A 14,820-nucleotide genomic window follows, 5' to 3' on the forward strand; every position below is an offset into this window, starting at 1 on the left:
TTTATGAAATTACCGCTGGTAATAAGCTTGAGACTTATGCCGGCGGTAATTTATTTGTAGCTTTTGTTGAAGAAAAACAGATTCCCTTTGGCTAAACTCCGCCTTTAAGGAATTATTTCTTTAATTAGCACAGGAATTCTTCTTGATTTCCTTATTTTTTGTTTATTTTTGCACGCAAATTATAAAACCATTTTTTATAACCCAATATGGCAAATTTAATAAAATTGCGTAAAGGCTTGGACATAAACCTGAAAGGCAAGGCTGCCGCTGAGGTTGTGGCTGTGAAGGAACCGGGATTTTATGCTTTGTGCCCCGATGACTTTACAGGTGTAACTCCTAAGGTGGTCGTAAAAGAACAGGAATATGTAATGGCCGGAGGTCCTTTGTTTATAGACAAGAACCATCCAGAAGTACAATTCGTTTCGCCGGTAAGTGGCGTAGTAACAAGTGTGGAGCGTGGAGCTCGCCGTAAAGTGTTGAGCATTACCGTAGAGGCTGCTCAGGAACAGGACTATGAAGAGTTCGGAAAAGAGAATGTGAGCAAGATGGATGCCGTCTCAGTAAAGGCTGCTTTGCTGAAGAGCGGCATGTTTGCATTTATCAAACAGCGTCCGTACGATATCGTAGCAGATCCTACCGTTGCTCCGAGAGCAATTTTTGTTTCTGCTTTCGATACAAATCCGCTGGCTCCAGACTTCGAACTGGCACTGAAAGGTGAAGAAGCAAATTTCCAGACTGGACTTGATGCTTTGGCTAAGATTGCAAAAACCTATCTGAGCATTAGTGTTAATCAGAAGGCTGTTGCATTGACTCAGGCTAAGAATGTAACCCTGACTGTTTTTGATGGTCCTCATCCGGCAGGAAATGTGGGTGTACAGATCAACAACATTGCACCTATAAATAAAGGTGAAACTGTATGGACAATTGATCCGCAGGCTGTAATCTTCATTGGTCGTCTTTTCAATACAGGTCATGTAGATTTGACCCGTCTGGTTGCAGTAACCGGCTCTGAAGTGAAGAAACCGTCTTATTGTAAGTTGAAAGTAGGTGCATTGCTTACAAATGTGTTTGCCGGTAATGTTTCTACAGACAAGAATCTGCGTTACATCAGTGGAAACGTTTTGATTGGTAAGCAAATTACTGCTAACGGATTCTTGGGAGCTTTCCATAGTCAGGTAACCGTCATTCCGGAAGGAGACGATGTACATGAAATGCTGGGTTGGATCATGCCGCGTTTTGATCAGTTCAGTACCAGTCATTCATACTTCAGCTGGCTGATGGGCAAGAAGGAATATACACTGGATGCCCGCGTAAAAGGAGGCGAACGTCACATGATTATGTCAAACGAATACGATCGTGTTCTTCCGATGGACATTATGCCGGAATATCTGATTAAAGCAATCATTGCCGGAGATATTGACCGTATGGAAGCACTGGGTATTTATGAAGTTGCTCCGGAAGACTTTGCTTTGTGCGAATTCGTTTGCTCTTCTAAGATGGAACTGCAGCGTATTGTACGTGAAGGACTGGATATGCTTCGTCGCGAAATGTGCTAATACTAATTTAAAAAGAATCCATTAAATAAATGAAAGCGTTAAGAAATTATCTAGACAAGATAAAGCCGAACTTTGAAGAGGGAGGCAAATACCAGGCTCTTCGTTCTGTATTCGACGGTTTCGAAACTTTCTTGTTCGTCCCGAATACAACATCGAAGACAGGTACGCACATTCACGATGCGATTGACAGTAAACGTATCATGTCGCTCGTGGTTATTGCTTTGATACCGGCTCTGTTGTTCGGTATGTATAATGTAGGTTACCAGCACTTCCTGGCTACAGGCGCAGAAGGTAGCTTTATTGAAAAGTTTGTTTACGGTTTTCTGGCTGTACTTCCTAAGATCATCGTATCTTATGTTGTCGGTCTGGGTATTGAGTTTGTTGTAGCTCAGTGGAAGAAGGAAGAAATTCAGGAAGGTTTCCTGGTGTCAGGTATGTTGATTCCGATGATCGTTCCTGTTGACTGTCCGTTGTGGATGCTGGCTGTAGCTACTGCTTTCTCTGTTATCTTTGCAAAGGAAGTATTCGGTGGTACAGGTATGAATATCTTCAACCCTGCATTGATTACTCGTGCATTCCTGTTCTTTGCTTATCCGACCAAGATGTCCGGTGATGCTGTATGGGTATCTGGTGACAGCATTTTCGGAATGGGAAAGACTGTTGATGGTTTGACTGCTGCAACAGCACTGGGACAGGCTTCTACAGCTACTGATGCGATGGGTTATCCTGCATTCTCATTGGATATGGTAACAGGTTTGATTCCGGGTTCTATCGGTGAAACCAGTGTTATTGCTATTGCTATTGGTGCAGTTATTTTGTTGTGGAGCGGTGTTGCCAGCTGGAAAACAATGTTGTCTGTATTTGTAGGTGGTGCCTTCATGGGCTGGGTATTCAATACCATCGGTCCGGATACAGCAATGGCTAACATGCCTTGGTATGAACATCTGTGCTTGGGCGGCTTCTGCTTTGGTGCTGTCTTTATGGCTACAGACCCTGTAACTTCTTCACGTACAGAAAACGGTAAGTTTGTGTATGGTTTCCTGATCGGTGCTATGGCAATTATTATTCGTGTACTGAATCCGGGTTATCCAGAAGGTATGATGTTGGCTATTCTGCTGATGAATATCTTTGCTCCGTTGATTGACTACGTTGTAGTTCAGAACAATATTTCCCGTCGTGCAAAACGTGCTATGTCTAACAAATAAAAACCGAATATACAATGAATACTAATAGTAACTCATATACTATCATTTATGCTTCGGTAATGGTTGTTATCGTAGCGTTCCTGCTTGCTTTTGTGAACTCTTCTCTTCGTGATTTGCAGGGCAAGAATGTTGAATTGGATACCAAGAAACAGATTCTGTCTTCTTTGGGAATCAAAGAAGTGAAAGATGCTGAGGCTACATTCTCTGAAATTGTAAAAGGAGATATGATTGTAGCTGAAGATGGTTCCTTGACTGAATATGACGGTGCTTTCGTTACTGCTTATGAAAAAGAAGCTAAGGAAAACGGCCGTGTACATGTATTTGTTTGTGAAGTAGACGGACAGACTAAATATGTAATTCCTGTATATGGTGCCGGTTTGTGGGGCGCTATCTGGGGTTATGTATCTCTGAATGAAGATAAGAATACCGTTTATGGAACTTATTTCTCTCATGCATCAGAAACTCCGGGTCTGGGTGCTGAAATCGCTACTGAACATTTTCAGGGTGAATTCAAGGACAAACACGTTCTGGATGGAGAAAACGTTGGCTTGAGCGTTGTAAAGAATGGTAAGGTTGAGAATCCGGAATATCAGGTTGATGGTATTTCTGGAGGTACAATCACTTCTTTGGGTGTGGATGCAATGCTGAAAAACTGCATGGGTCATTACACTAAGTTTTTAACATCTAAATAATTAAGGAGGAGATAATTCATGTCAAGTTTATTTTCAGCTAAGAATAAAGAAGTATTTTCTGCTCCTATCAGCATGAACAACCCTGTGACTGTACAGGTTTTGGGTATCTGTTCTGCACTGGCCGTAACTTCCAAGCTGGAACCGGCTATCGTGATGGGACTTTCTGTAACGATCATTACTGCTTTTTCAAACGTAGTAATTTCTTTGATCCGCAAGACAATTCCTAACCGTATTCGTATCATTGTACAGTTGGTGGTTGTTGCTGCTCTGGTAACTATCGTAAGTGAACTGTTGAAAGCTTTTGCTTACGACGTGAGTGTACAGTTGTCTGTATATGTTGGTTTGATTATTACTAACTGTATCCTGATGGGACGTCTGGAAGCGTTTGCCATGGCAAACGGACCGTGGGAGTCTTGTTTGGATGGTATTGGTAATGGTCTGGGTTATGCCAAGGTGTTGATTATTGTAGCATTCTTCCGTGAATTGCTGGGATCTGGTACATTGTTAGGCTTTAATATCCTGAATTATGATGTAATCAAGAATGCAGGTTATGTAAACAATGGTTTGATGTTGATGCCTCCTATGGCGTTGATCATTGTAGCGTGTCTTATCTGGTACCAGCGTGCAAAGCATAAAGAATTGCAGGAAAAGGAATAATAAATAAGGAAAGAGAATTATGGAACATTTTATAAGTTTATTGGTCCGCTCTATCTTTGTGGACAACATGATTTTTGCATTCTTCCTGGGTATGTGTTCATACCTGGCCGTTTCGAAGAATGTGAAGACTGCCTTGGGACTGGGTATTGCCGTTACTTTTGTATTGGTAGTAACATTGCCGGTCAACTATTTACTTCAGACAAAGGTTCTGGCTGCTGACGGTATTCTGGGTATTGACTTGAGCTTCTTGAGCTTTATCCTCTTTATTGCCGTTATTGCTGCTATCGTACAGCTGGTAGAAATGATCGTGGAGCGTTTCAGTCCTTCCTTGTATGCTTCACTGGGTATTTTCTTGCCGCTGATTGCCGTTAACTGTGCTATCATGGGTGCGTCTCTGTTTATGCAGCAGCGTATCGGTTTGGGTGAATCTGACCCGAAGTTCATCGGTGGCGTAGCTGACTCTATTTCTTATGCCCTGGGATCTGGTATCGGATGGTTGCTGGCTATCGTTGGTCTGGCTGCTATTCGTGAAAAGATGGCTTACTCAGATGTACCTGCTCCTTTGAGAGGATTGGGTATCACCTTCATCACTGTAGGTCTGATGGCCATGGCATTCATGTGTTTCTCTGGTTTGAATATCTAATAAAGAAAGGAATAAGACAATGGATATGAATTTTATTTTAGCAAGCATTGGAGTATTCCTTGTGACTATTCTGGTGTTGGTTGTTATCCTGTTGGTAGCCAAGAATTTTCTGGTTGCATCCGGAAAGGTTAAACTGACAGTGAATGGTGAAAACCAGTTGGAAGTAGAATCTGGTTCTACATTGCTGAATACACTGGCTGTAAACAATGTATTTTTGCCTTCTGCCTGTGGTGGTAAGGGTTCTTGCGGACAGTGTAAATGTCAGGTTCTGGAAGGTGGTGGCGAAATCCTGCCTTCAGAAGTGAGTCACTTTAGCCGTAAGCAGCAGAAAGACCACTGGCGTCTGGGTTGTCAGGTAAAAGTGAAGAGCGATATGGCTATCAAGGTTCCTGAATCTGTAATGGGTGTCAAGGAATACGAATGTACTGTTATCTCTAATAAGAACGTGGCTACCTTTATCAAGGAGTTCAAAGTGCAGTTGCCTAAGGGAGCTCACATGGACTTTATTCCGGGTTCTTATGCTCAGATCAAGATTCCTGCATTCTCTATGGATTATGACAAGGATATCGATAAGTCATTGATTGGTGACGAATACTTGCCGGCATGGCAGAAGTTTGGTTTGTTCGGATTGAAATGTGTGAATCCGGAACCGACTATCCGTGCTTACTCTATGGCCAACTATCCGGCTGAAGGTGATGTGTTCATGCTGACTGTACGTATCGCTACTCCTCCGTTTAAGCCTGATCGCAGCGGATTCATGGATGTAAATCCGGGTATCGCTTCTTCTTATATCTTCACTCTGAAACCGGGTGATAAGGTATTGATGAGTGGTCCTTACGGTGACTTCCATCCGATCTTCGATTCTAAGAAGGAAATGATCTGGGTCGGTGGTGGTGCCGGTATGGCTCCGTTGCGTGCACAGATTATGCATATGACTCGTACATTGCATACAACAGACCGCGAACTGCATTACTTCTATGGTGCACGTGCATTGAACGAAGTATTCTATCTGCAGGACTTCCTGAGTCTGGAGAAAGATTTCCCGAACTTCCACTTCCACTTGGCGCTTGACCGTCCGGATCCGGCAGCTGATGCAGCTGGCGTGAAGTATACTCCGGGATTTGTTCATCAGGTAATGTTGAATACATACCTGAAGGATCACGAAGCTCCGGAAGACATCGAATACTACATGTGTGGTCCTGGCCCGATGTCAAAAGCTGTTGTCGCTATGCTGGATAGCCTCGGCGTAGAAGAATCTTCTATCATGTACGATAACTTCGGCGGATAATCTGATAGTGATTTGAATAAATAGGAGAGGCCGGCTCGTAAAGAGAGTCCGGTCTCTTTTTTTATATGTCCGGTACATTTCTCATTATCGGGGCATTGGCATTTCTTCAGCAGGAAATATTCAGGTAAACTTATACGGGAATAAGAATTAGACCTGCAAAAACTTGTATATTTAAAAAGAAAGCTATACCTTTGCACCGCAATTAAGGATGGTTCCGTAGCTCAGCTGGATAGAGCAACGCCCTTCTAAGGCGTGGGTCCTGCGTTCGAATCGCAGCGGAATCACTTAAAGCTTTACAATCACAAGGATGGTTCGGTAGCTCAGCTGGATAGAGCAACAGCCTTCTAAGCTGTGGGTCCCGAGTTCGAATCTCGGCCGAATCACTTAAGAAAGAAGTTGGATACTCTGTCAGTAGTTGTAGTCAACTTCTTTTTTTTATTTAATGCGAACAGTTATATCTTAAAATGTAATAATTATGAGAAATATTGTCTTTGCCGGCTTTATGAGCATTTTGTATGCGTGTACCCCTTCTTCTCATTCTACGGAATATTCTGTATCAGGTGTGGTTAGTGATTCGGCAGCTAATGGTAAGAAGATTTATATTCTGCGTTACGATGACAATCAGTATATAGACAGCACTGTCATTGAAAAGAATCAGTTTACTTTCAAAGGTCAGGTCGATACTGCATCCTATTGCCGCATTGATGTTGACAGAGGTGTGTATGCTAATTTTATTCTGGAAAATGGGGATATTCGGGTGGATCTGCAAAAACATAACCAGCCATCAGGTACTTTGTTGAATGAGAAAGTGGCTCAACTGGCACTGGCAGAGGACAGTATTAGTGAACTGATTAACCGCCGGGGGCAAGAGATCAGAGAACAATGTGGAGATGATGAACGAGCTTTTGACAGTCAGATGAAAGAATTCATAAGACAGCAGCGTGAATCAGTAGCAAATAAATGTGCTGATTTATACGAAGGCCATTGGGATGATGCTTTTGGATATGCTCTTCTGTATTCCGAATTTTTTGATTCTACCCCTCTTGCACAACAGAAAGCTCTGATTGCGAAGTTCGGTAACTGGTTGAAATCTACCCGAGCCGTACAAGAAATAAGCAAAAAAATTGAAGCTCAGGAAAAGACCGCTGAAGGTATGCCGTACACAGATATTACGGGTACTGATGCTGATGGAAAACCCATTGCTCTCTCTGATTTCATTGGAAAAGGAAATTACGTTCTGATGGACATGTGGGCAAGCTGGTGCGGTCCCTGCAAAGGAGAAATTCCCAACCTGGCCAGACTGCATAATCAGTATAAGGATAAAGGATTGACCGTGATAGGTCTATTTGTCTGGGACAAACAGGAGAACCTGAAGAAAGCAATGGAGTCAGAAGGAATAACCTGGCCGCAAATTGTTGACGAGGAGAGCAAATCCACTCAGGTGTACGGAGTAGATGGTATTCCTCACATTATTTTGTTTTCGCCCGATGGTACTATCCTGAAGCGTAATTTGCGTGGAGACGCAATGATTAAAACAGTAGAAGAGATCATGAACCGTAAATAATCAAGGAGGAACGGCCGGAAGGCTATAATTGATGCTCCAAAAACGTTTCGGCATTTTAATCGAAAGGCCGAAACGTTTTTTTTTATTTGTCGAAACGTTTTAAAAAAAGCCCGCGGCCTGATTGGAAGTTTCTTACCTGGTACTCAGTTGTACGAAGACGATGTGTGCAGGTGCAGGGAGTTGTACTCTGCAGGCGTATTTCCAGTTAATTGTTTGAACATTCTGCAGAAGAGCTGGCAGTCTGCATATCCCAGTAAATGTGCAACGGTTGCTGCACTATATTCCGGCTGGCATAACAGACTTCTGGCTATGTCCAGCCGTTTCAGGCTGAGATAATCTTTCCAGTCTTTGCCTGTTTCCGACTTGATCAGGTCGCAGAGGTAAGCAGAAGAGTGGTCAAGTTTGCCGGCTATCTGTGCAACGGTAGGGGTATTTCTTCCTTTTGACAGGCCGGAACGGATGCTGGTATCAATGAGTTTTTCTGTTTCTTGCAGAAGAATCTGGTTCTGGTGTTCACGTGTAATGAACTGACGTGCATAATACCTGCCGACATAATCGAAAAACAGTTGCAGATGATGCGACAGGATTGTTTCTGTACAGTTGTCAACGGGGTGGCGCAGTTCGTGATCCATCAGGTTGAACAAGGTACGGATCTGGTCTGACTCCCGCAGGGAAAGATGCAGAGCTTCGTCTGTGTGATAATCAAAAAAGCTGGGATGCTGCCGTTTCAGTCCGGACGCAGCACGGCACATCAGCTCAGGATGAATGGCTGCCAGATATCCTGAGCCGTACAGACTGAGGCTGGATGCAGGGGAAAAGCAGCCGTTGGGAGGTAGAAAGATAAGAGTAGCCTCGGAGTAGTCGCATGTATGATTGCAGGTGTTGGTGTTCTGGGTAAAAACAGTCAGATAACATCCTAAAGAGATCTGTTCCGTACTGATTTTTGTTTCGTCCAGTCTGGCAAGTCCCATCATCGGATGGAGAGGTTTCCGTCCGAACAGAGCCATGCAGGCATATACAGGGTTTTCATTTGTTGTATTGGCTTTCATGATTGAGACGGATTACAGTCCAGATGTATTTTGGGCGCGATATTCATTCGGAGTACATCCGACTCTTTTTTTGAACAGCCGGCAGAAATGCTGGGGATACTGAAAGCCCAGGGAATAGGCAATCATACTGATGCTTGCCGGAGTGTAAGTAAGCCGTTCTTTGGCCAGTTCGATAACTTTTACCTGAATATATTCCTGTGGAGTCTTTCCGGTCTCCTTCTTGAGCATATCTCCGAAGTAGTTGGGAGACAGGCAGAGCTCGTTTGCAAAATATTTCACGCTGGGCAGACCGAACTCTTCAGACAGGCATTCGTCGAAGTATCTGTCCAGTAATTTCTCGAAGCGGGTCAGAATATCACTGTTGACTTTGCTGCGTGTGGTGAACTGCCGTTCATAAAAACGCATGCAGTAGTTAAGCAGGAGTTCAATGTAATTGACAAGCAGCGTCTTGCTGTGCTGGTCGATGCCATGTTCCAGTTCTTTGTTGATGATCTGAAGAGTATGGATGAGGATATCCCTTTCTTCTTCTGAGAGATGAAGGGCTTCGTTGGCTTCATAGGAGAAGAATGAATAGTTGCGGATGTTTTTTCCCAGTGAAGTGCCGCGCAACAGATCCGGATGGAAAAGAATTCCCAGCACATTCATTTGTGGCCGGTCGGTGGTAGGAGTCGTTTCTGCAGTCTGTCCCGGTGCGAAGCAGACCACGGTACCTTCCTGATAATCGTATGTCTGACGTCCGTATTTGATGTTGCAGGCTTTCTCCATTTTCAGAAAAAGGGCATAAATTCCATAGTTGAACCGTTTAAGCCCGATCAGTCTGGTAGCCTGGTTCATGTCAATGACGCTTACGAGAGGATGCAAGGTCTCTAATCCAAATTGTTTGTTGTAAACGTCAACGCTGTCTATGTTGATGATTTCATTCATTGTCTTATTGTAAAAAGTGAGGCACTTATATTACTCTTGCAAAGGTACGGGATTCTCAGTGATCTTTATTACCTTTATTACAGATTCTGTGGCACAAATTACGTATCGGAAGTGGGAAAATGGTTTGTTTCTCGTTTCAGGATTCTTTTCGAAGCTCTTCAGATCGTTAAATTATTCTGATTTTTGTTTCAAAATTTCAATAGAATCGCTATCTTTGTCACATAACCTTGATAAAAAACAGACTTATGAACCAGAATAATAATCATTTGGTCATTATGGCAGGCGGTGTGGGAAGCCGCTTCTGGCCAATGAGCACAAGCCAACTTCCGAAACAGTTTATTGATGTACTGGGATGCGGACGTACACTGATCCAGCTGACGATGGATCGCTTTAAGGGAATCTGCCTGCCCGACAATATATGGATTGTCACTTCAGCAGCTTATGCCGATATTGTGAAGGAACAACTTCCCGAGGTAGCAGAGGACCATATCCTGCTGGAACCCTGTCGCCGGAACACAGCTCCCTGTATTGCTTATGTAAGCTGGAAGATTAAGGCGAAGAATCCGAAAGCCAATATCGTTGTAACTCCCAGTGACCATATTGTGATGGATGTGCGTGAGTTTGCCCGTGTCATTACTTCGGCCATGCGTTTTACCGCCGACTCGGATGCAATTGTCACTTTAGGTATGAAGGCAACGCGTCCGGAAACCGGTTATGGCTATATCGAGGCAGACCTGACTATACCTTGTCCTTCGAATAAAGAGATATACCGTGTAGATGCGTTTAAGGAAAAACCTGACCTGGCTACTGCTGAACGCTATTTACGTCGCAATAACTTTTTCTGGAATGCCGGTATCTTCGTATGGAATGTAAATACCATAGTGAATGCCCTGCGTGTATATCAGCCTGCTATGGCCAATATTTTTGAACAGCTCTTACCTTATTATTATACAGATAAGGAGCAGGAGATGATTGACCGTAACTTCCCTCTGTGCGAAAATATATCAGTAGACTATGCCATTATGGAGAAGGCTGATGAGATTTATATTTTCCCTTCATCTTTCGGATGGAGCGATTTGGGAACATGGGGATCATTGCATGAAAACTCTAAGAAAGATGCGCAGAACAATGTCTGCATCGGTGAAAATATCAAACTGTATGAGACAAGAAACTGCGTCGTACATGCTACACAGGAACGGAAGGTCGTAGTTCAGGGACTGGACGGATATATTGTTGCAGAGAAAAACAATACTCTGCTGATCTGCCGGCTGAGCGAAGAACAGCGTATCAAGGAATTTGCCGGTGACTGATTGACCGGTTTTTGCTGAAGAAAAGAAAAATCTTCTGGAGTATTTGTTTTATGGGGAAAGGATTGGCTGCATGCTTTATATTGGCATGCATATGTTTATGGGGGCTATGTAGCTGCTCTGCAGAAAAGAATGGTACGTTCAATGAATATGCTGATTTTAAGGATAAAGCAGAGTTGAAGGCAGACAGGATAGAAGTGCCGCCGGTCTTGTTGTATCCGCGTTCAGTGTATTTGTTGAATGATAGACTTGTTGTTCTGAATGAAAAAACTGACACTGTATTCTCTGTATATAATTTGCCGGAGTGTAGTTATTGGGGCCAGTTCGGGCAGAAAGGACAGGGACCTGGAGATTTCAATCTGCCTTTGGTTTATGCTGTCCGTACGGAGAATGATAGTTTTAGTCTTTTCGACTCCGACTGTCTGAAAACAATTGTCTTTGAAGATAACAGGTTCAGTGTGCTCTCCAGTAAGTTCCCGGTTGAGAATTTTGTAATAAACAATTTGGTATATTTGAAGGACGGGTCTTATGTCTGTAGTGCCGGATTTGAATCAGAGTATGAACTAAGATACATTTTTAAAGACGGCACATACAAGGAATCGGGTGCTTACCCTGAAAAGTCAGAAGGCCGGTTTGAAAATGTGCTGTCACGCAATCAGGCTTATTCAAATATAATTGTGGCTAAACCCGATGGAAGCCGTCTGGCACTGGTATATCAGTTTATTCGCAGAAACAGAATATACGATGACAGTGGTAATTTGTTATCAGACAATGTGATGACTCTTGAACCGGGTTCAAGTGAACCGGCTTTAAATGATGATGAGAGATGTATTCATGCCATTGCAGTTTATGCAACGGACAGATATTTTTATACACTTAATCTGGATATGACTGCTCAGGAACTTGGAACAGCGAATAAATTTCCCAATATTCAGGTTTTTGATTGGAATGGAACACCGGTAAAACAATTATATTTGGATTGTTACATCAGTTCGTTTGTCGTAGATGAAACCAATCAGATCATATATGGAGTTTTTGCAGAGGACGACAGTCATATCTATAAATTTCGTTTGTCATGAAATACTTTTTGAGGATCATACTGTTATGTTGCCTGTTTATTCATCCGGCAGATATTTTTGCTGATCAATGGTTGAAAGGTGACACATATACAATGAAGATATTTGACGGGTGGGTTCCTAGTACAACCGAAAAAATAGAAGGACAGATTGGCCGTAGAAAAATCGGCCGTTATAATGTTACATACACCAGCCGTATAAATATAAAGGAGTCCTGTTCTGTTGAAGTCCTGGAATATTTGAACTGTAAAAACGGAATAAGTGTACTTCAAAGAGATAGCTTAATATATAAGGAGAGTAAAAAGTATCGTACTATAGTGTGGAAAAAAGATAATTTCTCATTGCGTAATGTAGAACTGCACAGCATTCCGGAACGGCATCCCGAAACAGGGGAACTGGAATCTCTGAAACAAAAGAAATGGTATATTCAGGGGAAAAAGAGTTTGTATGTAGTGATATTTTCCGCAAACGATGACAAATCTTATGGCAAATGGGTATCCAAGGTTGAATCTCTGACGAAAACACTTTCGGCTCATTCCTGACAATAGCATGATTGACCGGCAAGCAAACTTGGGGTATACCGATAAGTATTGATGCGGGTTGGTCTGTCTTTCATAAAAAAGTCCATTTATATACTTTTTTCATACATACTTCTGTTTATATAAATGCACTACTTTTGCAACGACATAACAGCGTCGTTTGACAGTGTTTTTTATCTTAAATGAAGTAAGGAATGTGTAATAAATTAAGTTATTTCTTTTTATTGTCTGTACTGTTCGTTTCCTGTAAGAATGAGTATAAACCCGATATCAGTACTGTGAGAACTTCAAAAGGGACTGAGGTTTTTCAGCCGGATTCTGCTTCTATTGCCAGTCATTATAAAATACCGGACTGGTTTTCGGATAGTAAGTTCGGTATTTTTATCCATTGGGGACCTGCATCAGTGCCTGCCTATGACGGATGGTATGCCCGTAATATGTATGATGTCAATAGCCATGTATATAAACATCATGTTGAGACGTATGGCCCGGTTACGGAATTTGGCTTCAAAGATTTTATCCCGATGTTTAAGGCTGAAAAATTTGATCCGCAAGCATGGGCGCGTTTATTTAAGGAAGCGGGAGCACGTTATGTGGTTCCTGTTGCAGAGCATCATGATGGATTTGCGCTTTATAACAGCACGTTTAACCCCTGGAATTCAGTTAAGATAGGCCCTAAAAGAGATATTGTGAAGGAACTGCGTGCTGCCATCCTGGCTGAAGGATTGCATTTCGGACTTTCATCTCATCGGGCAGAGAATTGTTGGTTCTTTAGTGAAGGAATGAAGATTCCTTCAGATGTTCAGGATACTACTATCACTTTATATGGAGAGCGGATTCAGGAACCGGACGGACCGACCCTTTCCCGGGAGGTTGTTCATCAAGATGGTTCTAACGAACATTCTCGCCGTGACTGGCTTACTCATATGTATGAAATCATAGATCAGTATCAGCCGGAATTGCTTTATTTTGATTGGACTGTTGGTAAAGAGCCATTTCAGGAAACCTTCTATAAATTTATGGCTTATTATTACAACAATGCCATTGACTGGAATAAAGGTGTAGTTGTAAATACGAAATTTGGTTATGGCGACAATATACAGGTCTTTGATATCGAGAGAGGAAAGAGTGACCAGATAAGACCGTATCCCTGGCAGACAGATACTTCCATTGGAAAGGTTTTCTGGTTCCATCATAAGGATGAAAGTGATTTGAAGTCAGTCAACCATTTGATAGATGATCTGGTTGATATTGTCAGCAAGAATGGAAATCTGTTGCTGAATGTAGGTCCTCGTGCGGATGGAACAATTCCGGAAAGTCAGCAGAAAGTGTTGCGTGAAATCGGTCACTGGTTGCAGGTCAATGGTGAAGCGATTTATGAAACGCGTCCCTGGATAAAATCGGGAGAGGGTCCGAATAAAGGTACAGCAGGCTATATGACCGACAGCGAGCAGTCTGTCTATACATCAAAGGACATTCGGTTTACAACACGGAAAGATACCTTGTATGCAACCGTTCTGTCATGGACAGACGGCTTTGTAACGATAGAGTCTTTAAGTGAAGACGTAAAACCCGTTCACTCTGTTTCTATGCTGGGTTGTGATGAGCAACTTGACTGGATTCAGAATAAAAGTGGACTGACGGTGAAGTTTCCTGAAGAAAAACCAACGGATTATGCTCATGTATTAAAAATTCAGTGAGAGTAAATTGAAAAATAGGGTTGTTTTAAAATGAATCTCCTGCTTTTAGCCATGTAATCAAGAAAGACAATGGCTGAGGCAGGAGATTTTTATAAAGTAGGTCTGTCCAGTTTTTCTGTTGGGAGACTGTCTTGTTGGGGATTTTGTTTATCCCTTGAGTGCTGCCAGTGCAGCCTCGTAGTTGGGCTCTTGTGTTATTTCGGGTACCAGTTCCGTATAGATGACTTTTCCTTCCGGATTAATAATGACGATGGCACGGGCCAGCAGACCGCATAAGGGGCCGTCAGTCATCAGTACGCCATATTCTTCACCAAAACGGGAACTGTGGCGGAAGTCTGACAGAGCCGTTACGTTGCTGATCCCTTCTGTTGTGCAGAATCGTCCCTGTGCGAAAGGAAGGTCTTTGGATATGGCCAGAACAAGTGTGTCAGGCATTTGAGAAGCCATCTGGTTGAATTTCCGTACGGAAGTGGCACACACTCCGGTGTCCAGACTCGGGAAGATATTCAGCAAGACAAACTTTCCTCTGGCATCATCCAGTGAAAAATTGCTCAAATCGTTTTTAACCAGTGTAAATGCGGGAGCCTGTGCTCCGGTCTTTATGAATTCTCCTGCAAGTG

At 42.8% G+C, this 14,820-nt stretch carries 14 protein-coding genes and 2 tRNA genes; 13 read left to right on the plus strand and 3 right to left on the minus strand.

The window, feature by feature from the left end; genetic code table 11:
• The first annotated feature begins 206 nt into the window (after positions 1 to 206).
• The 9 genes from BACCOPRO_RS01705 (at position 207) to BACCOPRO_RS01745 (ending at position 7,605) form a co-directional block, all read left to right on the plus strand.
• Positions 207 to 1,556, plus strand: coding sequence for a Na(+)-translocating NADH-quinone reductase subunit A (locus tag BACCOPRO_RS01705; protein WP_008140309.1), 1,350 nt, complete (start codon positions 207 to 209; stop codon positions 1,554 to 1,556).
• 29 nt (positions 1,557 to 1,585) lie between these two features.
• Positions 1,586 to 2,761 carry an NADH:ubiquinone reductase (Na(+)-transporting) subunit B gene (locus BACCOPRO_RS01710; RefSeq protein ID WP_008140311.1) on the plus strand — a complete coding sequence of 392 codons (1,176 nt, stop codon included), beginning with the start codon at positions 1,586 to 1,588 and terminating at the stop codon, positions 2,759 to 2,761.
• 14 nt (positions 2,762 to 2,775) lie between these two features.
• On the plus strand, positions 2,776 to 3,453 hold the full coding sequence (locus BACCOPRO_RS01715) for a Na(+)-translocating NADH-quinone reductase subunit C (protein ID WP_040311055.1): 678 nt from the start codon (positions 2,776 to 2,778) through the stop codon (positions 3,451 to 3,453).
• Positions 3,454 to 3,471: 18 nt separating this feature from the next.
• Positions 3,472 to 4,110: an NADH:ubiquinone reductase (Na(+)-transporting) subunit D gene (locus BACCOPRO_RS01720; protein WP_008140315.1), complete on the plus strand. Its 639-nt coding sequence runs from the start codon at positions 3,472 to 3,474 to the stop codon at positions 4,108 to 4,110.
• A 19-nt stretch (positions 4,111 to 4,129) separates the two neighbouring features.
• A complete protein-coding gene (gene nqrE / locus BACCOPRO_RS01725) occupies positions 4,130 to 4,753 on the plus strand; it encodes an NADH:ubiquinone reductase (Na(+)-transporting) subunit E (RefSeq protein ID WP_008140317.1) in 624 nt (207 codons plus the stop codon).
• 19 nt (positions 4,754 to 4,772) lie between these two features.
• Positions 4,773 to 6,041, plus strand: a complete 1,269-nt coding sequence (gene nqrF / locus BACCOPRO_RS01730; protein ID WP_008140318.1) for an NADH:ubiquinone reductase (Na(+)-transporting) subunit F — start codon at positions 4,773 to 4,775, stop codon at positions 6,039 to 6,041.
• Between the two features lie 210 nt (positions 6,042 to 6,251).
• Positions 6,252 to 6,325: transfer RNA gene (locus BACCOPRO_RS01735), tRNA-Arg, on the plus strand.
• Positions 6,326 to 6,350: 25 nt separating this feature from the next.
• Positions 6,351 to 6,424, plus strand: a tRNA-Arg gene (locus BACCOPRO_RS01740).
• 92 nt (positions 6,425 to 6,516) lie between these two features.
• Complete coding sequence (locus tag BACCOPRO_RS01745) at positions 6,517 to 7,605, plus strand: TlpA disulfide reductase family protein (RefSeq protein WP_008140321.1); 1,089 nt, start codon at positions 6,517 to 6,519, stop codon at positions 7,603 to 7,605.
• A 143-nt stretch (positions 7,606 to 7,748) separates the two neighbouring features.
• On the opposite strand, the gene BACCOPRO_RS01750 is transcribed toward BACCOPRO_RS01745, so the two are convergent.
• Together BACCOPRO_RS01750 and BACCOPRO_RS01755 are read right to left on the minus strand one after the other, a co-directional pair.
• Positions 7,749 to 8,654 carry a helix-turn-helix domain-containing protein gene (locus tag BACCOPRO_RS01750; protein ID WP_008140323.1) on the minus strand — a complete coding sequence of 302 codons (906 nt, stop codon included), beginning with the start codon at positions 8,652 to 8,654 and terminating at the stop codon, positions 7,749 to 7,751.
• Between the two features lie 12 nt (positions 8,655 to 8,666).
• The gene (locus BACCOPRO_RS01755; protein ID WP_008140325.1) at positions 8,667 to 9,578 is read right to left on the minus strand and encodes a helix-turn-helix domain-containing protein; all 912 of its coding nucleotides are present in this window, start codon (positions 9,576 to 9,578) and stop codon (positions 8,667 to 8,669) included.
• 245 nt (positions 9,579 to 9,823) lie between these two features.
• Between BACCOPRO_RS01755 and BACCOPRO_RS01760 the strand changes: the two genes are divergently transcribed.
• From BACCOPRO_RS01760 to BACCOPRO_RS01775, 4 genes are all read left to right on the plus strand, one after another.
• Complete coding sequence (locus tag BACCOPRO_RS01760) at positions 9,824 to 10,888, plus strand: mannose-1-phosphate guanylyltransferase (protein ID WP_008140326.1); 1,065 nt, start codon at positions 9,824 to 9,826, stop codon at positions 10,886 to 10,888.
• A gap of 50 nt (positions 10,889 to 10,938) precedes the next feature.
• A complete protein-coding gene (locus BACCOPRO_RS01765) occupies positions 10,939 to 11,964 on the plus strand; it encodes a BF3164 family lipoprotein (protein ID WP_008140329.1) in 1,026 nt (341 codons plus the stop codon).
• A complete protein-coding gene (locus BACCOPRO_RS01770; RefSeq protein ID WP_008140330.1) occupies positions 11,961 to 12,503 on the plus strand; it encodes a hypothetical protein in 543 nt (180 codons plus the stop codon). Before BACCOPRO_RS01765 ends, BACCOPRO_RS01770 begins: the two co-directional genes overlap by 4 nt.
• Before the next feature lie 191 nt (positions 12,504 to 12,694).
• Positions 12,695 to 14,200 (plus strand): alpha-L-fucosidase, encoded by a 1,506-nt coding sequence (locus BACCOPRO_RS01775; protein WP_008140332.1) that lies wholly within the window; start codon positions 12,695 to 12,697, stop codon positions 14,198 to 14,200.
• Between the two features lie 147 nt (positions 14,201 to 14,347).
• Here the strand turns inward: BACCOPRO_RS01775 and tpx are convergent.
• Positions 14,348 to 14,820 (minus strand): thiol peroxidase (gene tpx, locus BACCOPRO_RS01780; RefSeq protein WP_008140333.1); only part of this gene is annotated, 473 nt, incomplete at its 5' end.

The sequence above is a fragment of the Phocaeicola coprophilus DSM 18228 = JCM 13818 genome, from assembly GCF_000157915.1.
Taxonomy (GTDB): domain Bacteria; phylum Bacteroidota; class Bacteroidia; order Bacteroidales; family Bacteroidaceae; genus Phocaeicola; species Phocaeicola coprophilus.

Coding starts and splice junctions, on each gene's coding strand:
- BACCOPRO_RS01755 (WP_008140325.1), bottom strand. CDS start 9,578: ATGAATGAAATCATCAACATAGACAGCGTTGACGTTTACAACAAACAA.
- BACCOPRO_RS01710 (WP_008140311.1), top strand. CDS start 1,586: ATGAAAGCGTTAAGAAATTATCTAGACAAGATAAAGCCGAACTTTGAA.
- BACCOPRO_RS01720 (WP_008140315.1), top strand. CDS start 3,472: ATGTCAAGTTTATTTTCAGCTAAGAATAAAGAAGTATTTTCTGCTCCT.
- BACCOPRO_RS01760 (WP_008140326.1), top strand. CDS start 9,824: ATGAACCAGAATAATAATCATTTGGTCATTATGGCAGGCGGTGTGGGA.
- BACCOPRO_RS01745 (WP_008140321.1), top strand. CDS start 6,517: ATGAGAAATATTGTCTTTGCCGGCTTTATGAGCATTTTGTATGCGTGT.
- nqrE (WP_008140317.1), top strand. CDS start 4,130: ATGGAACATTTTATAAGTTTATTGGTCCGCTCTATCTTTGTGGACAAC.
- nqrF (WP_008140318.1), top strand. CDS start 4,773: ATGGATATGAATTTTATTTTAGCAAGCATTGGAGTATTCCTTGTGACT.
- BACCOPRO_RS01765 (WP_008140329.1), top strand. CDS start 10,939: ATGGGGAAAGGATTGGCTGCATGCTTTATATTGGCATGCATATGTTTA.
- BACCOPRO_RS01715 (WP_040311055.1), top strand. CDS start 2,776: ATGAATACTAATAGTAACTCATATACTATCATTTATGCTTCGGTAATG.
- BACCOPRO_RS01750 (WP_008140323.1), bottom strand. CDS start 8,654: ATGAAAGCCAATACAACAAATGAAAACCCTGTATATGCCTGCATGGCT.
- BACCOPRO_RS01775 (WP_008140332.1), top strand. CDS start 12,695: ATGTGTAATAAATTAAGTTATTTCTTTTTATTGTCTGTACTGTTCGTT.
- BACCOPRO_RS01705 (WP_008140309.1), top strand. CDS start 207: ATGGCAAATTTAATAAAATTGCGTAAAGGCTTGGACATAAACCTGAAA.
- BACCOPRO_RS01770 (WP_008140330.1), top strand. CDS start 11,961: ATGAAATACTTTTTGAGGATCATACTGTTATGTTGCCTGTTTATTCAT.